Annotated in this window: 33 protein-coding genes, 2 pseudogenes and 1 other annotated feature; of the genes and pseudogenes, 9 read left to right on the forward strand and 26 right to left on the reverse strand. The window is 35.9% G+C overall.

Annotated elements, in window-relative coordinates; translation table 11 throughout:
- Nucleotides 1-141: 141 nt before the first annotated feature.
- From CP352_RS09665 to CP352_RS09685, 5 genes and pseudogenes are all read right to left on the reverse strand, one after another.
- A pseudogene (locus CP352_RS09665) lies at nucleotides 142-519 on the reverse strand (ATP-binding cassette domain-containing protein); the annotation flags it as partial.
- A gap of 9 nt (nucleotides 520-528) precedes the next feature.
- A complete protein-coding gene (locus tag CP352_RS09670; protein ID WP_013086654.1) occupies nucleotides 529-1,200 on the reverse strand; it encodes an amino acid ABC transporter permease in 672 nt (223 codons plus the stop codon).
- A complete protein-coding gene (locus CP352_RS09675; RefSeq protein WP_089143222.1) occupies nucleotides 1,181-1,840 on the reverse strand; it encodes an amino acid ABC transporter permease in 660 nt (219 codons plus the stop codon). Before CP352_RS09675 ends, CP352_RS09670 begins: the two co-directional genes overlap by 20 nt.
- Nucleotides 1,841-2,142: 302 nt before the next feature.
- The gene (locus CP352_RS09680) at nucleotides 2,143-2,493 is read right to left on the reverse strand and encodes a helix-turn-helix domain-containing protein (RefSeq protein WP_005719866.1); all 351 of its coding nucleotides are present in this window, start codon (nucleotides 2,491-2,493) and stop codon (nucleotides 2,143-2,145) included.
- A gap of 107 nt (nucleotides 2,494-2,600) precedes the next feature.
- A complete protein-coding gene (locus tag CP352_RS09685; protein ID WP_089143223.1) occupies nucleotides 2,601-3,368 on the reverse strand; it encodes an RNA methyltransferase in 768 nt (255 codons plus the stop codon).
- Between the two features lie 99 nt (nucleotides 3,369-3,467).
- Here CP352_RS09685 and CP352_RS09690 point away from each other — a divergent pair, with 99 nt between their 5' ends.
- From CP352_RS09690 to CP352_RS09700, 3 genes are read left to right on the forward strand one after another with little or no spacing between them, the layout of a single operon-like run.
- Nucleotides 3,468-3,740, forward strand: a complete 273-nt coding sequence (locus CP352_RS09690; protein ID WP_005723409.1) for an acylphosphatase — start codon at nucleotides 3,468-3,470, stop codon at nucleotides 3,738-3,740.
- A 43-nt stretch (nucleotides 3,741-3,783) separates the two neighbouring features.
- A complete protein-coding gene (gene yidC / locus CP352_RS09695; RefSeq protein WP_013086659.1) occupies nucleotides 3,784-4,749 on the forward strand; it encodes a membrane protein insertase YidC in 966 nt (321 codons plus the stop codon).
- Nucleotides 4,750-4,795: 46 nt separating this feature from the next.
- Nucleotides 4,796-5,284 carry a YbaK/EbsC family protein gene (locus CP352_RS09700; RefSeq protein WP_065989624.1) on the forward strand — a complete coding sequence of 163 codons (489 nt, stop codon included), beginning with the start codon at nucleotides 4,796-4,798 and terminating at the stop codon, nucleotides 5,282-5,284.
- A gap of 11 nt (nucleotides 5,285-5,295) precedes the next feature.
- Here CP352_RS09700 and CP352_RS09705 read toward each other — a convergent pair whose 3' ends face one another.
- The 13 genes from CP352_RS09705 to CP352_RS09765 all read right to left on the reverse strand — a co-directional run bounded on the left by CP352_RS09705 (nucleotide 5,296) and on the right by CP352_RS09765 (nucleotide 17,279).
- The gene (locus tag CP352_RS09705) at nucleotides 5,296-6,168 is read right to left on the reverse strand and encodes an Abi family protein (RefSeq protein ID WP_005729000.1); all 873 of its coding nucleotides are present in this window, start codon (nucleotides 6,166-6,168) and stop codon (nucleotides 5,296-5,298) included.
- A gap of 159 nt (nucleotides 6,169-6,327) precedes the next feature.
- A complete protein-coding gene (locus CP352_RS09710) occupies nucleotides 6,328-7,509 on the reverse strand; it encodes an SLAP domain-containing protein (RefSeq protein WP_089147306.1) in 1,182 nt (393 codons plus the stop codon).
- Between the two features lie 68 nt (nucleotides 7,510-7,577).
- Entirely contained in the window at nucleotides 7,578-8,108 is a 531-nt protein-coding gene (locus tag CP352_RS09715; RefSeq protein WP_223875948.1) for a CPBP family intramembrane glutamic endopeptidase, read from the reverse strand.
- A gap of 438 nt (nucleotides 8,109-8,546) precedes the next feature.
- Entirely contained in the window at nucleotides 8,547-10,124 is a 1,578-nt protein-coding gene (locus CP352_RS09720) for a HAMP domain-containing histidine kinase (RefSeq protein WP_005719876.1), read from the reverse strand.
- Nucleotides 10,102-10,818, reverse strand: coding sequence for a response regulator transcription factor (locus CP352_RS09725; RefSeq protein WP_005719878.1), 717 nt, complete (start codon nucleotides 10,816-10,818; stop codon nucleotides 10,102-10,104). The genes CP352_RS09720 and CP352_RS09725 overlap by 23 nt, the downstream gene beginning before the upstream one ends.
- 168 nt (nucleotides 10,819-10,986) lie before the next feature.
- Nucleotides 10,987-11,550, reverse strand: a complete 564-nt coding sequence (locus tag CP352_RS09730) for a DUF177 domain-containing protein (protein ID WP_023488249.1) — start codon at nucleotides 11,548-11,550, stop codon at nucleotides 10,987-10,989.
- 2 nt (nucleotides 11,551-11,552) lie between these two features.
- Nucleotides 11,553-12,704 (reverse strand): nucleotidyltransferase, encoded by a 1,152-nt coding sequence (locus CP352_RS09735; RefSeq protein WP_061204909.1) that lies wholly within the window; start codon nucleotides 12,702-12,704, stop codon nucleotides 11,553-11,555.
- A gap of 3 nt (nucleotides 12,705-12,707) precedes the next feature.
- Nucleotides 12,708-13,055, reverse strand: coding sequence for a ribosome silencing factor (gene rsfS, locus CP352_RS09740; protein WP_005719884.1), 348 nt, complete (start codon nucleotides 13,053-13,055; stop codon nucleotides 12,708-12,710).
- Between the two features lie 17 nt (nucleotides 13,056-13,072).
- A complete protein-coding gene (yqeK, locus tag CP352_RS09745; RefSeq protein ID WP_005723420.1) occupies nucleotides 13,073-13,666 on the reverse strand; it encodes a bis(5'-nucleosyl)-tetraphosphatase (symmetrical) YqeK in 594 nt (197 codons plus the stop codon).
- Nucleotides 13,647-14,300 carry a nicotinate-nucleotide adenylyltransferase gene (locus CP352_RS09750; RefSeq protein WP_013086668.1) on the reverse strand — a complete coding sequence of 218 codons (654 nt, stop codon included), beginning with the start codon at nucleotides 14,298-14,300 and terminating at the stop codon, nucleotides 13,647-13,649. The genes yqeK and CP352_RS09750 overlap by 20 nt, the downstream gene beginning before the upstream one ends.
- 10 nt (nucleotides 14,301-14,310) lie before the next feature.
- A complete protein-coding gene (gene yqeH, locus CP352_RS09755; protein WP_089147309.1) occupies nucleotides 14,311-15,420 on the reverse strand; it encodes a ribosome biogenesis GTPase YqeH in 1,110 nt (369 codons plus the stop codon).
- Nucleotides 15,413-15,937: a YqeG family HAD IIIA-type phosphatase gene (locus tag CP352_RS09760; protein WP_005719892.1), complete on the reverse strand. Its 525-nt coding sequence runs from the start codon at nucleotides 15,935-15,937 to the stop codon at nucleotides 15,413-15,415. The genes yqeH and CP352_RS09760 overlap by 8 nt, the downstream gene beginning before the upstream one ends.
- A 190-nt stretch (nucleotides 15,938-16,127) precedes the next feature.
- On the reverse strand, nucleotides 16,128-17,279 hold the full coding sequence (locus tag CP352_RS09765; RefSeq protein ID WP_089151238.1) for an RNA-guided endonuclease TnpB family protein: 1,152 nt from the start codon (nucleotides 17,277-17,279) through the stop codon (nucleotides 16,128-16,130).
- Nucleotides 17,280-17,560: 281 nt separating this feature from the next.
- On the opposite strand from CP352_RS09765, the gene add reads away from it, so the two are divergent.
- A complete protein-coding gene (gene add / locus CP352_RS09770) occupies nucleotides 17,561-18,562 on the forward strand; it encodes an adenosine deaminase (RefSeq protein WP_061204913.1) in 1,002 nt (333 codons plus the stop codon).
- A 47-nt stretch (nucleotides 18,563-18,609) separates the two neighbouring features.
- On the opposite strand, the gene rplT is transcribed toward add, so the two are convergent.
- The 8 genes from rplT to CP352_RS09810 form a co-directional block, all read right to left on the reverse strand.
- Complete coding sequence (rplT, locus tag CP352_RS09775; RefSeq protein ID WP_005719897.1) at nucleotides 18,610-18,966, reverse strand: 50S ribosomal protein L20; 357 nt, start codon at nucleotides 18,964-18,966, stop codon at nucleotides 18,610-18,612.
- 44 nt (nucleotides 18,967-19,010) lie between these two features.
- The gene (gene rpmI / locus CP352_RS09780) at nucleotides 19,011-19,211 is read right to left on the reverse strand and encodes a 50S ribosomal protein L35 (protein WP_005719899.1); all 201 of its coding nucleotides are present in this window, start codon (nucleotides 19,209-19,211) and stop codon (nucleotides 19,011-19,013) included.
- Nucleotides 19,212-19,232: 21 nt separating this feature from the next.
- Entirely contained in the window at nucleotides 19,233-19,766 is a 534-nt protein-coding gene (gene infC, locus CP352_RS09785; RefSeq protein WP_080543278.1) for a translation initiation factor IF-3, read from the reverse strand.
- Nucleotides 19,767-19,791: 25 nt separating this feature from the next.
- Nucleotides 19,792-19,907 (reverse strand) — a sequence feature (ribosomal protein L20 leader region).
- A gap of 260 nt (nucleotides 19,908-20,167) precedes the next feature.
- The gene (locus CP352_RS11570; RefSeq protein ID WP_288646926.1) at nucleotides 20,168-20,503 is read right to left on the reverse strand and encodes a GNAT family N-acetyltransferase; all 336 of its coding nucleotides are present in this window, start codon (nucleotides 20,501-20,503) and stop codon (nucleotides 20,168-20,170) included.
- 30 nt (nucleotides 20,504-20,533) lie between these two features.
- On the reverse strand, nucleotides 20,534-21,298 hold the full coding sequence (locus tag CP352_RS09795) for an ABC transporter permease (protein WP_005728254.1): 765 nt from the start codon (nucleotides 21,296-21,298) through the stop codon (nucleotides 20,534-20,536).
- Nucleotides 21,298-22,221: an ABC transporter ATP-binding protein gene (locus CP352_RS09800; protein ID WP_089146912.1), complete on the reverse strand. Its 924-nt coding sequence runs from the start codon at nucleotides 22,219-22,221 to the stop codon at nucleotides 21,298-21,300. The genes CP352_RS09795 and CP352_RS09800 overlap by 1 nt, the downstream gene beginning before the upstream one ends.
- A 5-nt stretch (nucleotides 22,222-22,226) precedes the next feature.
- Nucleotides 22,227-22,658: a DUF3021 domain-containing protein gene (locus CP352_RS09805; protein WP_035443458.1), complete on the reverse strand. Its 432-nt coding sequence runs from the start codon at nucleotides 22,656-22,658 to the stop codon at nucleotides 22,227-22,229.
- Nucleotides 22,655-23,089, reverse strand: a complete 435-nt coding sequence (locus CP352_RS09810; protein ID WP_035443461.1) for a LytTR family DNA-binding domain-containing protein — start codon at nucleotides 23,087-23,089, stop codon at nucleotides 22,655-22,657. Before CP352_RS09810 ends, CP352_RS09805 begins: the two co-directional genes overlap by 4 nt.
- Nucleotides 23,090-23,288: 199 nt before the next feature.
- On the opposite strand from CP352_RS09810, the gene CP352_RS09815 reads away from it, so the two are divergent.
- The 5 genes and pseudogenes from CP352_RS09815 to CP352_RS11415 form a co-directional block, all read left to right on the forward strand.
- A complete protein-coding gene (locus CP352_RS09815; RefSeq protein WP_255405214.1) occupies nucleotides 23,289-23,615 on the forward strand; it encodes a helix-turn-helix domain-containing protein in 327 nt (108 codons plus the stop codon).
- A 191-nt stretch (nucleotides 23,616-23,806) separates the two neighbouring features.
- Nucleotides 23,807-24,097: an aldo/keto reductase gene (locus CP352_RS11400; protein ID WP_089146906.1), complete on the forward strand. Its 291-nt coding sequence runs from the start codon at nucleotides 23,807-23,809 to the stop codon at nucleotides 24,095-24,097.
- A 93-nt stretch (nucleotides 24,098-24,190) separates the two neighbouring features.
- Nucleotides 24,191-24,553, forward strand: a complete 363-nt coding sequence (locus tag CP352_RS11405) for a hypothetical protein (RefSeq protein WP_089146905.1) — start codon at nucleotides 24,191-24,193, stop codon at nucleotides 24,551-24,553.
- Between the two features lie 123 nt (nucleotides 24,554-24,676).
- Entirely contained in the window at nucleotides 24,677-25,069 is a 393-nt protein-coding gene (locus CP352_RS11410) for a transketolase C-terminal domain-containing protein (RefSeq protein WP_081079822.1), read from the forward strand.
- Nucleotides 25,070-25,239: 170 nt separating this feature from the next.
- Nucleotides 25,240-25,393 (forward strand): annotated as a pseudogene (locus CP352_RS11415) (IS30 family transposase); the annotation flags it as partial.

Genomic DNA, 25,393 nt, shown 5'->3' on the forward strand with positions numbered 1-25,393 from the left:
GCTTTGCCAAGATAGGCAGCAGCTTCTTTTAAATACATAATTCTAGACATAAAAAGATCTCACCACCTTGTAGCTAGATTATAGCACACTTTATAACACTTAAGAAATACAATTACATATATATTTTTAAACTTGTTGAAACTCTAATAACTTAACTGCTTCTTGTTTAACTTCAGCTTCATCACGTTTTTGAACTTTTACCGGTGCCAATAAAATATTTTCCATCACGGATAAGTTGGGAAATAAGTCATAACTTTGAAAGACCATCCCAATCTTTTGGCGCAACAATTGCCATTCCTTCAGACTAGGATTTATTTTTTTACCGTGAAAATAAATTGCGCCACCCTCATATTCTTCAAGCCCATTCACCGTTCTCAGCAAAGTACTTTTTCCTGAACCAGAAGGTCCCAATAAGGTCAATACCTCGCCTTTATTTAAGCTAAAGTTGATATCAAACAAAGTTTGATACTTGCCATAAAATTTATTTAAATGTTCTACTCTTAAAACTTCTTCTGTCATTTCATTCACCTAATTCTTAGCAGTTAATCGTTTTGCCCATGCAGACAAGGGATAATCCAAAATAAAATACAAGATAAAGATAAAGCCATATACCCAGAACACACCAGCTGGATATTGTTGATTATTTGCTTCAATGATTTGTTGACCGACATTGATTACTTCCATGATATTGATAATCATTAATAAAGAAGTGGTCTTAATTACTCTAGTAGCCAAGTTGATTGTTGCTGGTAGTTCTAACTTAACTGCTTGAGGCAACAAGACATAACGGAACAGTTGCAGGCGATTTAGACCCAACGCTAAGCCGGATTCACGCTGCGTTTTGGGTACTGATTCCAATGCACCACGAACAATATCGCTAAACTCAGCAGCTACCCACATTGAGAAAGCTAATACCGCCATCCAAGTAGCTGGCCAATTGACGTGCAAGCTTCTTGGCAAAATATAATAAACCAAATACAGTAAAACTACGGTTGGCACAATTCTGAAGAATTCTAAGTACAACCGCAAAACAAAACGCAATGGACGATTTTTAAAAGTTCTCAAAATACCAAAAATTGTTCCTACAGCCAAGCCAATTACTAGTGACAAAGCTGCAATCCAAATCGAGGTCCATAGCCCTGCCATCAAACGGGCAAAGTTACTTCCTTCAAACAAAACATTAATCCCCGAATGAAGCATACCGTACTCTCCTCTCAAGCCAAGTTAATAATAAAATAATTGGAATCAAAATAATCGCATAAGCAATTACCAGCATCAATAAATATTCATTTGAATGGTAATACATCCCAATCAAGTCAAGGGCTGTATTAGTTAACTCCGGAATTGCAATTACTGAAAAAATCGAGGTTTCCTTAATTAAGAAAATAATATTGGCGGTTAAAGCCGGCATGCTTAGGCTAAATCCTTGTGGAAAAACCACATAGCGAGCTAATTGTAAGTTGTTCATTCCTAATGCTTTACCGCTATTAATCTGACTAGGGCTTACGCCATTAAAACCACCGGTAAAGCCTTCAGCCATATATGCTCCACCTAAAAAGATTAAGCCAATGATGCCGCAGACCTCAGCGGACATTTTTAAGCCAATTACTGGAAAGGCATAATATAAAAAGAAAAGTTGAATTAAAAGCGGTGTATTTCTAGCTAATTCAACATATGCCGTTGAAATTTGACTTAGTACTGGTAGTTTAAAATATTGTACTAAGCTGACAATAATGCCCACGATAATTGAGCCAACAATGCCAATCAATGAAAGCCATAAGGTCAGTTCAAAGCCGCGCGCAAATATTGGTAGAGCTTGCTGGATAACTGTCCAATTCATTAAAAATCCCCCAATCATACAAAAAAAGACCTACTCCCATAGGTCTCTTTAAACAATATAAAAAAGATCTACGTCTTTTCAGCTAACGTAAATCTTTTTGATCTCTGGATTAAAGCTATTCGGAAATACGAAAACTGAGTTCTTGAGTATTAAAAATAATGTTAGATACACAAGAACAACAGTCAGTATTAACATTCATCATACTTAAAGATTTCATTTTCGTACTCCTTTCACCTAATCTTATTTTAAATAAGCAACTTACAATAAGTAATATACTTCTATGCTTACTTAATGTCAATAGCTTAAGCCCATTTATCTGCCCAATTATGTACTTGATCAAAAACAGGCTTAAGTTCCGCACCTTTTTCAGTCAAACCATATGAAATAATACCGGTACTTTGATCGACGCTTCTTTTAACAATATCGTCCTTTTCAAGTTCCTTCAAACGTTCAACTAAGACACGGTCGCTGCAAGCCTCGACAGTTCGTGCCAAGTCCTTAAAGCGCATATCTTGTGTATCACACAAAGAACTGATGATTAAGCCATTCCATTTTTTGCCAATAATCTTAAACGCACTAACAAAATGACCACATAATTCATAATCTTCTGGTTTACAAGGAGCTGCGTCCTTTTTCTCTTTAACTTCTTGCATAGGTAAGTCCCTCCGTATTATATAATTCCAGTAAAAATACTATTATATAAAATACTTTTTAGTATTACTAAAATTATTATAGTAGATCTACTTACTAATTACAAGTGCTAAGCAAAGTGATAGATCATGATCCCTGCTGCAACAGCGGCATTAAGCGATTCAGCTTGTCCTTTAATTGGAATATAAAGCTTTTCATCAGCTAAAGAAGCAATTGTTTCGCTTATGCCATGCGCCTCGTTCCCAATAATTAAGGCAAGTTGTGGCACTTTTTCAAAATCAGGTAATTGCTTAGCTGAGCGGTCAAGCATTGAAGCATAAACTGGAATAGCAGCAGCTTGAAAATCAGTGATTACGTCAGCCAAATCACGTTTAATTAAATCGATGTGGAATTGGCTGCCCTGCATTGCTCGTTGCGTCTTAGGATTGTATAAGTCAGCACTCTCTGGTGAAAGGATTACTCCATCAAAGCCAGCTGCATCCGCAGTTCTAATGATTGTCCCGACATTACCTGGATCAGCTAAATTATCCAGCAAAACCCATTTACCATAGTTAAACGGAAATTCTTTTGGTTGATCAATTTTTAATACCATAAAAATTTCTTGAGAATTCTTAGTCGAACTTAAGTGGCGAGCAATCGCTTTGTTAATTAACAAAACATTTTTACCACTTAGGTCAACTTCATAATTGCTATCAGCTTGATCGAGTGCTTCTTTGGTTCCTAAAATATATTGATATTTTTTACCAGCCTTTAAAGCTTCTTCAAACAAGTGAAAACCTTCAATTAAATATAAACCTTCATCATCACGATATTTTTTTTGCTTTAATTTGGCTAATTTCTTAATTGTTGCATTATTAACTGAACTAATCTGTTGCATAATTTTCTCCTTTTTACATTCAAGACCTATTATAACTGATAATCTGTTTTGATCATGCTAAAATCAAAATTGAACTTAATTTAAATAAGGGAGATAAAAATGGAAACAAGAAAATTAATTTGTTCAGGCTTAGTTCAAGGCGTTGGCTTTCGTTGGTCAACCATGGCATTAGCTAACAAGATGGGTATTCCTGGCACTGTTAAAAATAATGCAGATGGTACCGTTACAATCTATTTACAAGCAGACAGTGATAAAATCGACCGCTTTATTGAAAAACTACCTACTGCATCTGGATTTGCCCAAATTCAAAATATTAGTCAAGAATCGGTTCCAGGTGTAGAAAAAATGCATGATTTTCATGTATTATATTAGAGACATACATTTTTAGATAGAAATTAAGTGGTGATTTATTTAAATGAAAAAAATTAAAAGATACGCTGGAGTACTGGCTTTATTAGCAGTAGCTACTCTTGTATTAAGTGCCTGTGGGGCAACAACTGATCCACACGTTGCACCGCACAGCGGTATTTACGGTTGGGTTTACCAATGGTTAGGCCGACCTTTACAAAATATCATGATTCAAACCGCGCACATGATTGGCGGCGATAATGGTGCTGGTTGGGGAATCGTGATTATTACGGTAGTTGTACGTGTAATCTTGATGCCATTGATGTTAGTACAGCAAAACAAGAGTGTACGTCAACAGGAAAAAATGGCTCGTCTGCAACCGCAAATGAAGTTGATTCAAAATGCAATGAGACACAAGGGGATCACCCCTGACCAACAAATGACTTTATCAACTTGGCAAAGAGAGCTTTACTCTAAAAACCAAGTTTCATTAACTGGTGGAATGGGCTGCTTGCCATTAATTATTCAGTTACCAATTATGTGGGGAATTTATCAAGCGGTATTCTATTCACCTCAATTGGCACAATCCAAATTCTTTGGTATTTCTCTAAGTTCCAAATCTGTTGTTTTAGCCATTATTGCGACTGTCTTTACCGTTATTCAAGGTTATATCTCACTAATTGGTATTCCAGAAGAACAAAAGAAGACCATGCAATCAATGATGATTGTTAACCCAATTATGACTTTGTTCTTCAGTTTATCCTTCTCTGGTGCCTTAGCTCTTTACTGGGCTGCTGGTAACTTAGTAATGATTATCCAACAAGTAATCGTTACCTTTGTCCTTACACCTAGTGTTAAGAAGCATATTGCTGATGAACTAAAAGACAAGCCAATTGAAACTGTTGTTACTAAAGAAAAAGTGGATGCTTTGTTTAACTCCAATAGCGGTCAAAGCAAGGCTACAACTGAAGCTAAGAAAGAATTACACCAAAACCTACGTAACCGCAACAAAGGTAAGCAAAAGCGTAAATAGTTATCAGTCAGGAGTAAAATCCTGACTTTTTTATTAGGAGGAAAATATGCATACTCAAGAAATATTACAACTTTTAGATGATCATGATATTAACTATCAAGTATTCTCTCATCCAGCAGTTTTTACAACTAAAGAGGTAGATAAATACTTAGAAGATGAAGATTTTGCTAAATGTAAAACTCTTTTTATTAAAACCCGTAACGCCAAAAATTATTATCTACTAATGTTACCCGAAGATAAAAAAATCGATTGGCAAAAAGCTAAAGCTGAATTACTCTCCTCTAGTTTAACCTTCGCTACTGAAGCTGAACTAGAAGAAAAACTGCAAGTTAAAACAGGGGCTGTTTCCCCATTTAGCCTGCTTAATGATCAAAGTAATAAAATTCCCCTGATTGTCGATCAAGCAGCAATGGAAGAAAACAATTTAGTTGGTGTGCATCCCAATGATAATACCAAAACAATTAGTCTTACTTGGATCGATTTAGCTAGAATTTTAAGTTCCTATGGTCATTTGTTTGAAGAAAGATCATTATAAAAAACTTCAACTTAATCCTTTTTCTCCATAAAAACTTTATTCAAAAAATCTTTTTCAATTGGATACTTCGTCAAATAATCTTGAACAATCTTGTTGATTCTTTCCTCAGCTAATTCACATGGTTCTTGATTTGCCAGCTGGTGCAAATTATTCAGTACTAATTTATACAAAAATTGCCGTTTTTCCTTGATAATCAACAGCGAGAAGTTATGGGCAGCTCGTCTTTGAAAATATCTAATTTCATTTAGCCATTCTTCAAATTGACGGAGAGTTATCTTTTCTTTAAACACACGTGTTAAAACAATCTTTTTGGCTTTGATGGGCATTAAAAAGAAATAATTCGTTGCAACACCAAATGACATTTCTTTAATAATCAGTCCGATCCCTGCTTCACCATGAGCCTCAGTATATCCCTCATATGGCTCAAGATAGTTTTGCTTAATATGCCGCATGCGCGCTTTCACATCACCGCGGTGAATTACTCGCCCATCTTTTAATTGATATTTTTCATTTAGAAACTGCCTTTGATGAATTGTTCGTGGATTAAGATTTCTGGTGAAATTTTTACCATTCTCAATAAGAGCTGTTTCTGCAAGGGCTACCTTGAAGCTTTGTTCAAACAATTGCAGACTGATCATCATCACATTTTTTATATGTTGATCTAGGCAATAGAAATCATAAATTTCTTCAAACGTTGTTTTTCGCTTAGGTTTAATGAAATCATCGTCATTAGTTTCTATGAAAAAATGATCAATATTTTGATACATAATTTCATGATAGCCATAATTAGCAGTTACCCGATCAAAAAGCTTTTCATCATTAATAATTAACCCTATGTCACGCCAAAAATCGATTCTAATTTCAGAAAGTAAATCATTAATCATTGAGCTGTCTCCTATTCCATCGAACTCTCCAACAATCGTAAATCGTAGTATTACTACTAATCTATTCAGCAATGTATAAACATCAACACCAAGAACTTTTATCCTCTTCCTATAATCTAATAAAAACGCTATCCAAATGGATAACGTCTTCACTCCCAATTAATCTGATTCTTCAGCGGCCCGTGTAGCGGCATTTTCAATAGTTTTAACAGGATTTAATCTAACACGAAAGTTGAAGTAGCCCACGTGCTCATCATCTTCAAAACCATACTCACTATAATCACCCCAGGAAACATAGTTAGATGTTCCCTTAATTCTGTAAAATAGTTGGGCAATATCACCACTACCAAGAACAACTGGATCTAAAGCTCTAATCTTTTGTCCTTTCTTAACAGATTGTTTGGTTTTCTTTAATTTAGAATTATAGATGTACAAATCTGTCTGCGGAACAATCGTAGTTGCACCGCCATCACGAAATACCGGATTGCCATTGATGCGACCAACATTCATTGCCTTGATATAAGCACCTCTGCCAATGTAATAATAGTCTTGACCTTTAATCTTATAATTCTTAATTGCATATGATTTACTACCACTTAAGTTTGTGTAATAGTAATCGTCAGTTTGTGTCTTAGTGCGACGCTTACCAGCATAATTTATAATTGAGTATTTAGGAAAAACCTGTTGTCCATTAAAGCTAATACGCTTACCATTCTTATTATAAATAGCAGTGTTAGCATTCAGCTTCAAAACGCCTTTGCCATTCATGGTATTAACGTTATTAGACTTTAAATACGTCCCATCACCTAAATTAAAATATGAATCAGGATAAGTAGTCCAACTTTTACCAGCATATTTAATCTTGCTACCTTTAGTTAAATAAGCCTTGCCACCGCGATAAGTTGATAAACGATTACCCTTGCTATTGTAAATATAGGTGTTTTTAATAATTCCGATCTCATTATTATTCCAGTTATAGCTACCAACCGATTTCATGTTGACATAACCACCATCACCTAAATCTGCATAGGTTTCACCATTAACAATAGCTTGTGGCATCCCATTAAGATTAATAAAAGCACTGACCCTGGGTCCCTGAATAACAATTGGTTGACCATAAAAATTGATCGGTTTCTTAAAATTTATCCGATCTTGACTACCTAGCTCTTTACCATTCTTATTATACAAAGTTGGATTGGTATAGCTCTTAACAGTTGTAATCTTATTCTTCAGAGTACTTGCCCGAACTACCGGTGTTAATTGATTTTGACCCGCTAAAGCTGCAGGAACAAAAAGCGCAGTTCCAGCCACAATACTTAATACAATTCTCTTAAGTTTCATAATTTATGACCTCTCTTAATTATTTTACCCTTGCATATACATTATAGTCCCTTTAATATAAGTCACTGCTAAATCATGCTTTGCCTACCGTTTAGATTCAAAATCAAATCTGCATTATCTTCCATTACTTGCCTTCTTTTACCGAAAAGCATCCAAATTGAGAATAGCAATGGAACGCCAACAATTAATACAGTATAAATATAATCAGTGATTTCGCCATTCCAAGACCAGCCAGCAGAATTCCAACCAGATTGCAAATCAGAAATATAATCCATTAAAAAGTGATAGATCATCGGCAACCATAGTTTTCCTGTATAGAGATACAATTCTGCCCAGATAAAGGCGCTCCCCATTACGCCAATAACTTGTGCAATTGTTGCAGTAAAACTTTCTCCATGCCAGCCAAAATTACTTAAATGACTAAGGCCGAACAAAATTGCTGAACCATAGATTGCAACAGGGATGCGATACTTTGGGAATCTATATGTACAACTGCAATTGGAACTAGCAAGAAAATATAAACCGCCCATAGCAGTAATACTAATAGAATCTCGATAGCCGGCAGGTTTTTTAGCAAAAAATTCCCAGTGATATGCCAAATTTAGCAAAAATTGAAAGGAAAAATTACTATGGTCAGCCAGCGAACAATTTGAGTATTAGTCTTGCTGGAATCCTTTTTAAATTGCACGTAAAAGTTCAATCCCATGATCGCCGTACTAAAAGCTAGATTGAACAAATCCCCTATAAAATAAAAATGATTGTTCCGCTGAGAAAAAGTATAACTAATCATCAAGAGAAACCAGATAATCAATTGATAGTTAAAAACTTTCTGCCAGAATTTCCTTGAAAAAATGCGTTCTTTCATTATGTCACATCCCTTAAGTTTAAATATTTTTAGCTAATTATATCGCTTAAATTAATAAAAATTATAATTATTTTCGAAGCATTTTATTTCTTATTTTCTAATACCTAAGCCTCTAGAGAAAAAAAGTCCTATTAAATCTTGGTACCCAAACCTTGATTTAATAGGATTTTGTTTATGCCTCAAGATTACTCTTAGGCATTTGTTTCTTCTCATTTAATTTTCTTAACTTAGCGGCTTTTTTCTTAGTCAACCGAGGGAACTTCAATTTAAACTGGCTGCCCTGACCCTCAACAGATTCAACACTAATTGTTCCGTTATAACTAGCAACTAATTTTTGTGCAATCGATAGACCTAAACCATTGCCACCTTTTTCACGGGTTCTAGCCTTATCCACACGATAGAAGCGATTGAAGATTTTCTTTTGATCTTCTTCAGAAATCCCCTCACCAAAGTCTTGCACAATAATATTAACATTCTTCTTAGTTACACCAGCTGAAACATTAATCTGCTTGCGATCAGTCGAATATTTAATTCCATTATCGATCAAAATTACTAGCAACTGTTCCAAATGACCGTGATACATTTGAATCTCTGTATCATCAGGTAAATCATCCTCATCCAGCTGAATCTTGAAGTCAGGATGAACCATTGCCATATCAGCGACCACTCTGCGGATGATTTCATTAACATCACTTACTTCATACGGATATTGAACATCGATTTGCTCGGCTCGAGTTAAATCAAGCATTTCCTGAATTAAATGTTTCATCCGATCAGCTTCTTGCAACGAAGCCTTAATTGATTCATCCAAAATCTGCGGATCATCCTTGCCCCATCTTTCAAGCAGGTTCAAATGCCCTTCAATTACTGCCACTGGTGTCCTTAATTCATGCGAGACATCACCAACAAATTGCTTTTGTTGCTCAATGTAACCTTGCATCCGGTCTAGCATTTGATTAATCGAAGTAGCTAATTCTTCTAACTCATCATCTCGATGTAGTTCCTTAATTCTAGCCTCACTATTAGGATCAGCATTAACTTCCTTAGCCACCTTAGACATCGTCTTAATTGGCCGAACTACATTAACAACCAAAATATAAGAAATTGCAATGAAGATAATTATTGCAATCAGTGAAATAATTACCATCCAATGAAGCAAATTACTCATCAAGCTATTGTAATAAGTCATACTATTAGAAACCACTACATAGCCAGTTAATTTGCCATTTACCTCAGAATAGATTTTCTGGTAGGTTAAAAGCATTTTGCCTTTTTTTCGGTTTACTACTTCTTCAAGTTGGTTGCCGGCAAATTCTTTTAGCTTAGGTGCAGAATTACCATTAGTAAAAACAATTTCATCATGTTTGTTGTAAACTGCTACATTAATATCTGGATTCGAAATCGATGAAATCAGGCTATCACTAAATGCTTTATTCTCTGTATCTTTTTTGCTAATAGCAGGACCGCCCCTCAAAATACGCCTGGTAGACGGTGACAGAGCAGGAATTACATTTGAGATCTCTAGCTCATCTTGAATAGAACTTAATGTCCGGTCCATCGTGGTAACTACATTATTAGATGTCTCTTGTTGCTGTTCCATCGATTGATGACTAACAATTTGATAGGCAACAACTGAAAATATGACAAAAGAGACCGTAATCGTTAATGCAACGATACTAACCCATCGCACAATTAGCGATGAGTGCTTGGCCTCTTTTTCCTCGTCTTTATTCTTGATCATCATCTTCATCTCTTACCATATAACCGGTACCACGAACCGTCTTAATGTAAGATGGTTGACCTGGAGCGTCAATCTTATTGCGTAAATAACGTACATAAACTTCAACTACGTTAGTTTCGATATTAGATTCTGGACCCCAGATCTTGTTCAATAATTGATCACGACTAACTACGTTGTTCTTATTTTCAATCAAGGTCATTAATAAGTTGTATTCGCGTTTAGTTAAATCGATTGCCTTGCCATCACCACGGTGCACAATTCGGTTAGCAGTTTCAATTGTCAAATCCTTAAATTTTACAATCTTTTGCTTAGCAACAGTAACCTTTGATGCGTCCTTTTCGATTTTAACGCGACGTAACACTGCGCGAAGACGAGCTAAAAGTTCTTCAATTGCAAAAGGCTTAACAATATAATCGTCAGCGCCATGATCCAAACCAGAAACACGGTCGATCACTGAATCACGTGCAGTCATCATGATAATTGGCGTAGTCTTAACTTGACGAACACGACGTGCAATTTCCAACCCATTTAAATCAGGTAACATCAAGTCAAGCAAGATAGCATCAAAGTCTTGACTCAATGCATCTTCTAATCCCTTACGACCATTATTCTCAACAACAGTCTCGTAATTTTCATGTTGCAATTCAAGCTCGACAAAGCGAGATAAGTTCTTTTCATCTTCAATAATTAGAATTTTTGCCATGTTAATTCATTTCCTCGTAGATCAATTTGGTTTTCTAATACTAATAAATTAATTAAAAAATGTTTTTATAATTAAAGGATACTTTAAAATTGCTTCTAACACAAGATTAAAAAACAATCAAAGTAAAAATTTTCTTTGATTGTCCACCATATTTTTCAATTACATTTATTATTTATTTTTATTGTCCTTATCATTATCTTGCCCATCAAGCAAGACCTTCAATTTAGCAAAAGCTGGGTTAACTTGGTTCTTCTTGCCTTCTTCAAAAGAGGCTTCAGAAACAACTTCCCAACCTTGACCCTCTGGGAAAATATTCTTTTCTTTTTCTTCAGGAGTCAAAATAGTAGTTGGGATATGGAGTAAAATATTATCTTCTACCGCTGTTTGCAAGTCAATTTGGTCATTCTCAACTTGTACAATAGTATCGTTTTCTTCCAATTCTTCCTTGGTTGGCTTACGATCAAGGTAGTTTTCAGTAAAAGTAAAATCTTCATGATAGTCTACCGGCTTAAGGCTTCTGCTTGATGGCACAACCAGATCAGCGGTCACATGAAAACTGCCAGTCACAAATGGTTCTTGATAGAATAAGTCACCGCTCACTTTTACATTTTTCGCATCAATTAGTAGATCTTTACTACGCTTAAAAAATTCTGGACGCATTTCCAAATCACGTTCAATGTGAGTTAATGGTTCCTTAGAATTTTGAATCCTAGAAAAACTAAGTTCTAACATTTTTACACCTCGATTGGCCGTCGACCAAAGTTTTGATCAACGCCCATTATTTGTTCAAATAAACGGTCTACCCTAACTTGTAAAGCTAAAGAGCCGTTCTTAGCACTTCTTTTATCAACTTTAGAGACGATTTCTGTCTGAAATTCCTTGCGCTGTTGCTTTAAATATTTGCGACCTACCTTACTAAAGCCTAAGAGCATCAAAGACTCATGATTAAAGCTAGCCAATATATCATCCTGAGTGACATTAAGCAAAGTATATAAGCTCAAACGGCGCAAACGGGAATAAGTATAACGCTTGGACTTGATATGCCGCAAAAATTCTGTAAAATCGCGGGCTAAATGAATCTCTTGTTTCATCTTATATTCAAGCCCTTCGCTCATTTGATAAATATGACGCAATTCTTCAACTGAAGATGATTCAATTCGATACTTCAAAAATGAGTATAGCAAATTCCAATTAGGATAAATTTTCTGCTCAGCTAACACCATTGCTTCTGCTTTAGGCATCCAATACTTTAAATTTTTTGTATCTTCACCATGCAATAATAAATTTCGAATCGCACTAGCACTTTGGACAACTTTTTCTCTTTGTAAAAGGTCATCATGTCCTGCTCCAATTCGGTTGACCGGATGCAGGTTTAATGGTGAACCTAAATTATGATTAGCTACTGAATACGCTAACCCCAAAATAGCATTTGGCTGATTAACTTCATAGCCTACTTCATGCGCTACCATTTGGTTGTATTGTGTTGAATAAGTTTGGCTATAATCTCTAAAATCCATGTGATTCTGGGGAATTTCCGCAATTCTTTTGCCCAAATAAGCAAAATTCAGGTTAGCATCTTCTACACCAAAGACTAAATCAGTTACGCCTAATTTAGCAAGTTGTTCAATGTTTCCGAGAGCAAAAAGATCAGCTGGTTCCACTACCGTTGAAAATGGTGTTTCAAATACCAAATCGGCACCAGATTGTAAAGCCACCTTAGCCCGCTCCCACTTGCTCATAATCGCCATCTCACCACGTTGCACGTAGTTACCAGACATGAGCACCACAATTGGATCATTACCAGCAACCAAGCGTGCTTGATTTAGCAAGAACTCATGTCCACTATGGAAAGGATTAAATTCCGCAATAATCCCAACAACACTCATTGCTTAATCTTCCTTCAATTCAACTTGCTTACCGTTAGCCCATAGCTTTTCCAAGTTATAAAATTCACGTGCTTCCTTAGTAAAGACGTTGACTACAACATCACCTAAATCGAGCAAAAGCCAGTTAGAATCTCTGGTACCTTCAATACGGTAGTCAGTGTAGTTGTTTTCGTGAGCCGCATCAACAATTGAGTTAACGATCGCATGTAATTGACGATTAGAGCCTGCACTGGTAATGACATAGTAATCAGCTAAAATACTGATTCCACGCATATCGTAAGCTTCAGTATCTTCACCATGACGGTCACTAATTGCTTGGGTAGTAAAATCTAAAATTTCTTGACTAGTCAATATTTTTCTCCTTTTTATTACTTAATTCCCCATACATTGTATGCTTCTAAAGTACGAGGATATACTTTATTTTTATTTTCAATTAAAAACTCTAAGGTGTGCTGCAATTCATAGCCTACCCCTTCATCAAGACTAGCATAAGCAACTTTGCGCGCTTCTTCAACTCCTGGAAAATCTCGTCCGGGTTCAATAAAATCAGCTACAAAGATAATTTTATCTAATGTAGTCATCTTAGTATCACCAGTCGTATGACGACGTACGGCAGTTAAAATCTCAGGATCCCTAATTTTTAAATCACGTTCAATAAAGAAAGTCCCCACAATGCCATGCCAGATGGCCCGATTCCAATTAAGCAAATCTGGATCAAAATCCTGTTCCTTAATTACCTTACGATACTCTTCTACCGGTACCTGCTTGGCATAATCATGAACAAAGCCAGCTAAGGCTGCTTTTTCTTCATCATATCCATTTAACTTAGCCAACTTACGTGCAGTTTCACTAACACGAACACAATGTTCAAAACGTTTTTTCTTCATGTTTGCCTTTTCTTTAGCAACAATTTGTTCACTAGAGAATGGTGAATAAGTATTTTTAAAAATTAGTTTCGTCAAGGTAAAGCCCCTTTTCTTCAATATATTCTCTGACGGCTTCTGGTACCAAGTAACGAATTGAAGTGCCAGTTGCGACACTGCGACGAATAGCAGTCGAACTTAGGCGAATATCTGGTGCGTCAACCCAAATCATGGGATATTGCGGATCTTGTGGATAACCTGGACGACGAATTCCGACCAATGTTACTAGCTTAGCCAGGGTCGGAGCTTCCTTCCAAGTATGGAAACTGTTAACCTGATCACTGCCCATAATCAAATAATAGTCATTCTGAGGTGCTTTTTCCTTGAGATAACGCATAGTATCCACAGTATAAGAAACGCCGCCTCGGAACAATTCCAATAGTTTTACCCTAAACTTAGGATTATCGCGCGTAGCTAAATCAAGCATCGTTGCCCGATCTTTAGCAGAAGTCAGCGGCGCATTTTTATGCGGCGGAATATTATCCGGAATAAACCAGACCTCATCCAGCTTCAACTTAGTCATTGCTTGCTCTGCCGCTACCAAGTGCGCAATATGCACCGGATTAAAGGTACCACCCATAATCCCAATCTGACGACCTTTACCTTGTTCTTGTTCCAATTCTGCTTCAACTTTAGCAGTTGGCATTTTTTCAATACATTTTGGATTAACCATATGCAAACCTCTAAATCAATGCACGACGAATACCTAAACCAATCCCATCTGGTGTGTAAGTCTTAACAACGCATCCCTTGGGTACAGTCACAAAACCAATTCCACCAAATAAAAGGTCACTCTTATATTCCGTTCTAAATTCTTGACCCTTTAGTGGTGCCATTTCATCATCTGCAGCTGGTGGGGATAACAATTCACCTTTATGCTTTTTATAAAAGTCATCCGCATTAGCTGTCTTAGTACGGTGAATATACACTCCACGAGCAACGTAAACAGTAAAGCTAGTCGATTCGCCCTTGAGATAATCAATCCGTCCCAAACCAGCTAAGAATAAAGTATTACCAGGCAATAATTGGTAAGTAGCTGGCTTTAAAGGCTTCTTAGGTGAGACCAGCTCCAAATCCTTAGCATTTAAGTGCGTAGCCAATTGATTCTCGGTCATGATCCCGGGCGTATCAATCAAAAAGTGACCATTTTCTAGAGGAATTTCAATTTTGTCTAAAGTAGTTCCAGGAAAGCGTGAAGCGGTGATCAGGTCTTGAATATCACCCATCATGTCAATAATGGCATTGATTAAAGTTGACTTACCAACATTAGTTGTCCCTACAAAATAGACATCTTTGTCTTGCGATTGCTTATTAATATAAGCGATCAAATCTTCCAAGTTCAACTTCTTTTTAGCTGAAACCAAGAAGATTTCCTTAGGATAAAGCCCCATTCGGTTAGCTTCTTGTCTCATCCAATCCTTAATCTTACTTTGCTTAGAGTTTTTAGGAAATAGATCAAATTTATTACCAACTAAAATAAAATCATTATTTCCAACAAAACGCTTCAATGATGATAGCAAAGAATTTGAAAAATCAAATAAGTCAACTACATTAACAATTAAAGCTTTCTTTTGTCCTAAAGAGTTAAGCAAAGCCAAAAAATCATCATTGTTTAAATCAACTGGCATGATTTCATTGTAGTGCCGCAATCTGAAGCAACGTTGACAATAAACATCCGCATTTTCTTCTTGCTTTGCCTTATCTAGTGCACTTTTTGGCAGATAACCTGCTTTTTCAGGATCATCGGATTGCAGCTTGGCACCGCAGCCGATACAAATAATATCCTCATCCATTTGATAGCTCCTTCTTAAATGTTACTCGATGTGATAAACCCAGGAAGAAAAAGATAATTTTTTCAAAGAAACGATTGATTCTCGTATTCCACTTATCAGTTTCAACTAATGGCTTAACTAGAACAGTCTTCACGCCGGCCAAATTCCCTGCTTGCATGTCAGTGATTAGTTGGTCGCCAACCATCATAACCTGATCTTTTTGCAAATGCATTGCTTCGCGCTTCTTGGTGATCGCAAATGGCAATGGCTTACGTGACTTAGCGACAAATTCGATATGGTAAGGATCAAGTACCTTGCCCACTCTTTGAGCATTATTGTTAGAAATGACCACGAGAGTGATTCCCGCCTTGGCTAACTTTTGATTAAAATTATCCATTTCTTTGGCAGTTTCAAATTTATTCCAGGCGAGCAATGTATTATCTAGGTCCGAAAAAACCGCCTTAATGTCCATTTCATTCAACTTCTGGGGGTCCAGATTGTAAATCGTATCAATTGTATATTTTGGTCTAAAAAGCATATCAACACTGCTATATAAAACATAGAAATATGTATAAGAATGTATATTTTTTACATATCAGAAAGAAATATAGTCCTTCCTTTCTTCGCTTTATTTACTGCTGTCATCATTAGTATTCCAATATTCCAATCTAGGAGTAATCGCATTGACTAACTCTTGCAGCTTAAGGGCTTAGCCAGCCCCGTTTTCATTATTTTGCTAAAGCTAAAAGATTTAACACTGCATTATCATCACGATCATTAGTATAACCGCATTCATAACAAATATACTCATTGTGCTTAGTGTGATGTTTTTGGTTGCCTTGCAAAGTGATTTTTTCATCACCTTTTTTAACATAACCACAATTAGCACATCTTTGGGTTGATGGATATGTTTTATCAGCCAAGATTAATTCTTTGCCATACCACTCACATTTATAAGTCAATATCTGTCTAAACTTACTGAATAATGATCTCTGCATGCCTTTTGAAGCGACGTGCGTCATCATCATTTGTTTAACGGCTAAGTCTTCAATCACTATTTGATCATAATTATTAACCAATTTTGTAGTGAATTTTTGCAAAAGATCGTTTTGAATGTTGGCTACTTTACGATAATCACGTTGCAGTTTGGTTCTCACTTGCACGTAATTATTGCTTTGGCCAGCTAACTTGCCATTAGCCCGTCTTTTCTTAGCCAGCATTCTCTGATAATGCTTAATGCGCTTGTATAGTTTTTGCAATCTTGATGGCAAAACATTGATTTTGCCCCCAGTGTAGTTGAAATGTCCCACATTAACATCAACAGCTGTCTTTCTACCTGTTCTAGGCTTTACCAAAGTTTCTTCTTCATAAGAAAGAGCGGCATAATAATGTCCTCTTTCTCTAAAGACACTAGCAACTTTAATTTGCTTCATTTTTAAAGCTTCATATGTTGGAATATCGAACCAGGTTTTAATGCCTCTGGGCTTGTCTAAGCGTAGCTTACCATTAACCACTTTAGCCCGGTCAGTCTTAAAGCCTTGTCGCTGGGCTTTCTTTGATTTGAAATGTGGTTTTCCCCAATCAGGCTGTGCCTTATCAAAGAAATTCTTCCAAGCATTAGCCAAATCTTTGACTGCTAATTGCAAGCATCTAGCAGACAGAGCAAACTGCCAGTCTGCCTTATTATCGACTAGCTCATCACGTATTCTGCGCTCATTTGGACTGGGATTATTATCCTTATCTAAGGTTCGTGCTTCATACATGTCTTGCCAAGTGGCTAAAGCTTGATTCCAGCAATATCTGCGATAATCACAAAGCTTATCCAGCTCTTGTTGCATGGTCTTGTTAGGTTTTAATTCGACTACTTGAGCCTTGATCATTTGTTTCACCCCCAATACAAACATAAATTTAGCAAAGAGTGAAATAAATACAAGCGAACAAAATATTAAATTTTTAGTTTTTGACCTGCTTCTATGTTTTATATTTCTGAACAGATCTTTGTATCTTGTCTATCTTTTAACTGTTAATTTCCTCCATTTTTTATCACCTTATATCATATCAAAAATGGGTTTGCTTTAGAAATTTTTGTTTTTTTCTGATGAAAAAGTGTTACAATACTAAACAATTTAAGCAAAATCATCAATCAATAGAAAGGATCACCATGAGAAAATTCATCGATTTACACCTTCACCTCGACGGTTCTGTCCCAGTTGCTACTGTTAAGAAGTTAATGCAGGAACATCACATGCCACAGTTAACTGATCAAAAATTGCGGCAAGAATTGTCAGTTGATAATTCTTGCGCTAGCTTGGAACAATTTTTGGAAAAGTTTGACTTACCTAACCAGTTAATGCAGACAAAGCATGATCTGGAGATGATTGTGTTTGATCTTCTTTGCGAATTAAAACAACAAGGTCTAGTCTACGCCGAGATCCGCTTTGCACCGCAATTACATACTAAAAATGGTTTAACGCAAAGACAAGTAATCGCTGCAGCAGTCAGCGGTATTACGAAGTTTTATCAAAAACAAAAAGCAGACAAAGATCAGCCTGAATTACACGCTGGTTTAATTCTCTGTTTGATGCGCTTCGCCCACAATGAAAAAGAAAACATGGAAACGGTTGAGCTAGCGAAAGAATTTTTAGGTCATGGCGTTGTTGGCCTTGACCTAGCTGGTGCGGAAGGCCCGATCCCTAACATTAACTACCAGCATTTTTTCAATCGTGCCCAAGAATTACACGTTCCTTATACCATCCATGCTGGTGAGGCTGCAGGACCTGATTCAATCCGTCAAGCATTAAAAATTGGCGCGAAACGGATCGGCCATGGCATTCGCTGCACTGAAGATCCAGCACTTACCCAATATCTGATTGATCACCAAATCATATTGGAATGTTGCGCCACTTCAAATATGAACACCAAAGCTTTTGATCAGATTGATTCTTACCCAATAAAAAAATTATTGCACATGGGGATGAAAGTTACGCTAAATTCAGACGACATGACTGTATCTAACACTAATCTGCCTCATGAATATCAGTTACTCGAAGAAAAAACTGCTTTGACTCCCGAGGAAGAAACTACTCTTTATCTCAACGCGGTTGACGCAGCCTTTACCACGCCAGATGAAAAAATCAGATTACGGGCATTAATTCAAAAATAGATAAAAAAATAAGCTAGGAAAATTTCCCCAGCTTATTTTTTTTGTTATTAGTTCAAAGCCTTCTTAGCAGTTTCTGCTAATTGTGCAAAAGTCTTTGAATCGTTGTAGGCAATATCAGCTAACATCTTACGGTTCATGTCAACACCAGCTAACTTCAAGCCGTGCATTAACTTAGAGTATGAAATGTCGTTTTGTCTTGCAGCTGCGTTAATACGAGCAATCCATAACTTTCTGAATTCGCTCTTACGTCTTCTACGGTCGCGGAATGCGTACTTGTATGAAACGAATAATTGAGTGCTTGCAGCCTTAAATTGCATGTGCTTTGCGCCACGGTAACCCTTGGCAAGCTTCATGATCTTCTTACGACGTTGACGTGTTACTGTTCCACCTTTAACTCTTGGCATTTAAAATTCCTCCTACTATAGTCTGTCTTAATTAAGAACAAGTATTAGTGCATTTGAGCAACCATTTGCTTGATACGCTTCATATCACTCTTTGAAACCATAGCAGCTTTTCTCAAGTGACGACGTTGCTTCTTTGTCTTACCGTGGAAACGGTGACCAGTAAATGCGTGGTGACGCTTTAAACCACCATTTGCAGTTCTCTTAAAACGCTTAGCAGAAGCGCGGTGTGTTTTCATCTTTGGCATATTTCTATTTCCTCCAATTAACTACTTTTTCTTTTTGTCCTTATCACTCTTAGGTGCAAGCATCAAGAACATTGAACGACCTTCCATCTTAGGCTTACTAATTACATTAGCAATGTCTGAGGTTACTTCGGCCATTTTTTCAAGTACTTGTTGACCTAATTCCTTGTGAGTGATGGCACGACCTCTAAAACGAATTGAGACGCGAACCTTAGCTCCTTCTTTAGAAATGAACTTACGAACGTGCTTAAGTTTAGTTTCGAAGTCGTTACCTTCAATAGTTGGACTCAAACGAATTTCTTTGACACTGACTGTCTTGGAATTCTTACGGGCTTCCTTAAGCTTCTTTTGTTGTTCAAAGCGGTACTTCCCGTAATCCATGATACGTGCTACAGGTGGCTTAGCATTTGGAGAAATCAGAGCTAAGTCAAGACCTGCATCGCTTGCACGACGTAAGGCATCACTTTTACTCATCACACCAACTTGCTGACCATCTTCATCAATTAAACGAACTTCGCGAGCGCGAATTCTGTCGTTTAAGATTAAACTTCTTGGTATAACTGTTCACCTCCGTGTTAATTTGAGGACAAGAAAAAGGCGGGTTATAAGAATCATACCCGCCTTTAATCAACAGAAATTATCGATCAGCCTAGAGGTTTACTTAACTTAGGCGAGAAGCGGGTGCTTCTTCTTGTTCTCAACTAATAGAATTATACCCGTTTATCCTACCTACGTCAACATGATATTTCTGCTTTTTTGTAATATCTACTTAACATCACAATAGAAAATAATATCGGCCTTACCTTCTTGCTTGGTATGGCAATAAACATTAGTATCCATTCCACCAATGTAAAAACCTGTTTTCAAATAAAATAAGCATGCGCCTGGATTATTATCTTGTCCTTGTGTGTAAAGTCCAGCATAGTCATTTTCTTTGGCAATTTCCTTTGCCTTAGCTATTAACTTTTGCCCACATGCTGGTCACGATAGTTTTTATTCACTTTAAGATCAGATAAATACATATATTTAAAAAATCCTGGTTGTAAAATTGCTAATCCAATACAATTTTTACCATCATATGCACCAATGAATGTACTCTCTTTCATTGCATCATAGTCATAATTTTCATCAGGAAAGCACATTTCTGTAACTTTTTCTGATGAATACTTTTTTAATTGATAATCCCATTTACCGTTATTATAAGAAACCAAAATTTGTCCGAATAATTTAAATGGCTCATTAAGAATATTAATATCTACTTTGTGCTGTGAATCAATTATTTTTGTTGTAATCATATTTATTTCTCTTATTCATCAATTTAACTCTTAGTATAATGCTAACGATCCGTTTTTTCTCACATTACGATTAGTAATTTCAAACATGATCAGTCCAATTATTAACCAAAGCACGGCGTTAAACAAAGAAGCAGCTAAGTAAAAGCCTAGACTGTAGGGATGTTGGTTAACAGCTAGTCTCATCCAGCTAACCATGGGAGAAATAGGTAAAAGACAAAATAAACACTTAACTCCCAAAGAATAATTTTCAAAATTAATTAGTAAAATTCCCAAATATACATATTGAAAAATTGCTAAAGTACTGCCAATTCGCTTAAAATGCAAAATCAAACTCACAACTAAGTATCCTAAACCAGTAGTAGTCACCAAAGCTAACAAGAAAGGAACAACCAGAACAATAGGAAATTTAATCCAATGATCAGTTAGCAACATAATGATTATTAATGCTAACACTGCCTGCACCGCCGAAATAATGATATTAACTATGCTTTTATTAAGAAATAATCTTCTAGCAGAAATTGGCATCAAAAACTGTTGCTCTAAAATACCATTTTGCATTTGGTTGGTCATAGTCATCCCCATTTGACTAATTGTGTTCTGGATTAAAGTCCACAAAATATAGCCAATGACCAAGGCATTCAGTGAAGTTCCAATTACCCCGCCGCCTACTAAGGTACCTCCAAGAAAGATAGCTATAAACATCATGATTAGCAAAATAAAGTCTGAAAAGTAACTAAATGAATATCTTTTATACAGCCACATTTGTCGCCAGAACTCAGCTTTTAAACTCGTCATTATTCTTCTCCTGTGTAGTATTCAAATATATCTTCTAAATTTCTCTTTTTAGTTTGGACCTGACTAATCGGTAATTCTCCTAATAACTGAAGCACTTTTGGTAAATCATTTTGGCATTTAACTTCTAATTGATAACGATCAGCCTGCTTTTTTGTCAAATTACAATAAGTTGATATTTTTTCTTTTTCCTTAGCAGTAAGTGATTGTGACAAGGTAAATTCCAAAATCGTCCATTTATTCAATCTGACCAGGCTTTCTTTCATATTATCTGAAAAGACTAGCTCTCCCTGATTGATCAATAAAATTTTTTGAGCCACTTTTTGAGCAAAACCTAATTGATGAGTAGTAATCAAGACTCCCACGCCATCGGCACTTAGTTCTTTCAAAATATTAATTACTATTTGAGCTGATTTAAGATCTAACCCTAAGGTCGGCTCATCTAATATCAGTAATTTTGGCTGCGCAATCATTGCGCAACAGACCCCTACTATTTGTTGCATCCCGCGACTTAAACTGGTAATCGTCGTATCTTTTTTATCCAACAGACCAAACTTCTTTAGCAATTGAAGGCCATTATGCTCCGCTTCCTTTCTAGATAAACCTCGTTGGCCACCCCAATAAATAAAATTCTCAATCGGTGACAAGGACCAAAACATATTCCGCGAGCCTTCCAAAAGAACTCCTGTATTTTTCAGAAGCAATAAATTGTCATTGGTCGTCTCTTTCCCTTCAAAATATACTTTTCCATGATCAGGACTAACTAAATTTAAAATCATTTTTAAAGTTGTCGTCTTACCTGCACCATTCGGTCCAAGAAAGGCAACTATATCGCCATGATCTACCGCAAAAGAAATATCTTTTACTGCTTTCTTGCTTGTGGCTTGATAAGTTTTTGATAATTTGTCTACTGTTAATAATGCCATCATTTTTACTCACCATTTTTCTTCAATTTTTTGTTAATTTGATTAACTTCATGCCATAAATGAAAGAAATAAGATCCATAAGCAATAGCGTACATAATGATAAAACTGATAACCGTAGTCATTAGCAAAGACCAAGAATAGCTAAAATTGTTGATAATTAAATTGAAAAGTAACCATGCTGCTAGACAAACAAAGAAATTGACTACAATTTGTGTCCTTAAAGACCAAGAATCATTATTAAAAATCCAACCTGCAAAATAAAAAAAGACACCGATAAAGAAGGATATTATTAACCAAAACAAGAAATTAATAGCTGACAATTTTGTCGCTTCCAAATTTCTCCAGTTAGAAGAAGATAATAGGTCCACCGCAAACCAGATCATGCCAATTCCAATTCCCATCAAACCGCTATCCAGCATATATCGAGTATGTTTCACAATCCTAGCCTCTCTTTCAGTTCTTTAATCCTTCGTCGTGAGATTTGCACATGTAACTCATTATTCAAAATAGCATCAATATTACCATTACTCAGAATTTGCAAATGATCTAACTGATGATAATTAAGCAACGCGCTTCTTGATACTGTCACGAAATCTGATGGCAAAACTTTTTGCACTTGATATAAACGACCTTTATACAAATAGGTATCCTGCTCCGTATACACGTAAGTTTTCTCATTTTCCACTTGTACCAGATAGATTTCGCTAAATCTTACTGGATACGCATCCCCTCGATGAAAACACCAGATGAACTCCTTCTTATTAGTCAACTCATTAGCAATCTGACTGATTTTATCTGTCATCTTATGTAGCCAGAACTCAGCTTTTTCTTCAGGTAAATTTTCATCAATATTGAATTTTACTTTCAAGCTGATCCCTCCTTCATTTGATTATTAGTATAGATAATTCTAATTTTTTTGTCATAAAAAATCGGTAAATGGTAGTTTTTCCAAGGTGAATGGTTACCAAATTATTTGCATAATATTAACACGTAATAGGATTTGAATTTAAAGGTAAAAATATGACAAAAAAGCAGTATTAAGTAAAATTCAAGTAACTTTAGATGTCATTGGCGGAAAATGTAAGCCTTTGATCTTACATTATTTACAAGAAAATGGCACAAAACACTATAGTGAAATCCTCCGTTATTTAGATAGCGCACCAAAGAAAACCTTAACAGCACAACTAAGAGGATTAGAAGCTGATAAAATTATCAAACGTACAGTAATTTCTACGGTTCCGGTTCAAGTAAAATATAGTATTACTGATTATGGTAAAACTTTATTTCCAATACTAGATATTATGTGTGCTTGGGGATACGTAAATCAGACTAACTATAATGTTAAACATCCTACTTGCCCAATAAATGAACAAACAAAGCAAGTGAAGGAATAAAAATTAGCCAATTTACATAAAATGTTTGTCGACTAGGTTACCTAAAAGTTCCCTAGGCACATAATTGTGCCGTCTTCACAGCCTTTTTAAATGCTTGTATGATTTTTTATGAAATCAAATATAAGTATTTAGAAAGATTATTTTTTATGAACTAAACAAATTTAGGAATTACTTCTTTAAAAATCTCAGCTATGGGATTGGGTATTATGCGGATGAATGCTAAAACTCCGCAGCAAGCTACTGAAGCTTTAGAAGCAGCATTCGATAATGGCATTAATTTTATTGATTCGGCTGATATTTATGGCCAAGGCGAATCTGAAAAAATCTTTGGCCAAGTCCTAAAATTAAGCAAAATAAAGCGCGATGATCTATTTATTCAATCTAAAGTAGGAATAATTGTTGACCCTGATAAAAGTGAAGGTTCAAGAGTTTTTGGTGGTCGATATGAATTTACTAAAGATCATATTCTAGAAGCAATCTAAAATGAAGCTACTCACCACTGGGTAAACCCTTTTAACTTAAAGACTGACAAACCTCTAGCTCTTGCTCCTAAAACTCCAAACTCTACAAGTATCATGGTTGATTTTCTAAAAAAACATATCCAAAATCAAAAAAATATCCTAGCAATTAACGCTGCTATTCCTCATATGTTTGGTTTAAACGAAATCAAAGAAAATTATCCCAAACATTACAAAGACGTTGGTATTGCTGAACAAGAATCTATAGCTTTTGTAGCCGGTGCTGTCAAGGAAGGCATCACCCCCATTTGGTTTGAAAACTCTACTCTCTTACAACGAGCATATGATCAACTTTCCCATGATGTTGCTACAAATGATTTACCAGTAGTCATGGTAGTTATTGGTGGTGGGGTTACTAATACTTCAAAAACTCATGTTGGAGTTTTTGATAATATGATGATTGCTAATTGGCCTAATTGAGAATATTAGCACCTACTACTCTTAATGAAATGAAATCAATGCTTAATTGGGCTGTTAAACAAAGAAAACATCCTGTAGCTATTAAGAGCCCAGTTAATCTATTTCCTGAGGGAAGTCCAATTAATGAAGACCAACTATGATGTTAAACTAGGATCAAAAGTCGCAATTATTGGCGTAAGAGACTTCTATCAATTAGGCGAAAAAGTTCGTAAACTTTTAAAGAAACATGATATTAATGCAACTTTAATTAATCCGAAATACGTAGCTCATCTTGATACTGAGACATTGACTAGTCTAATGGCCAACCATGAATTAGTTGTAACCTTAGAAGATAATACTTTGGAAAGCGGATTTGGTGAAAAAATTGCTAGCTATTATGGTCCAAATAATATGAAAGTTAGAAATTATGGTGAAAAGAAAGAATATACTGACAACGAATCAGTAGAATCTATCTATAAACGCAATCATCTACTGCTTAACCAAATTTTCAATGATATTATTAAAATCATCAAGTAATCAAAAAAGTGAGAAGACCTTATTATCAATCTTCTCACTTTTTATATTGAAAATTATTATTTTAATTATTTTCGCCGATTGTAAAATCAAGTTAAACACTTTATAAAAATAAAAGTCCATCTGGACCTGTTTGATAGAATGTTAATATCCACAAAAACATCTATTGGAGGTCACAAGAGGTCAAACGTGGTACTGTTTCTCTCTATCATGGCAAGCAGCAGCGCTATAAGGCTGAACATGGTCAGAGCGTTTATCAGATTAATCGTCGTCACTGTGGTCGTAAATCAGACTTCTTGAAGAAAGCAGACTTTATTAGCTACGTCA

Origin of the sequence: Lactobacillus sp. UMNPBX1 (assembly GCF_002554085.1) — a bacterium.
GTDB classification, from domain to species: domain Bacteria; phylum Bacillota; class Bacilli; order Lactobacillales; family Lactobacillaceae; genus Lactobacillus; species Lactobacillus crispatus.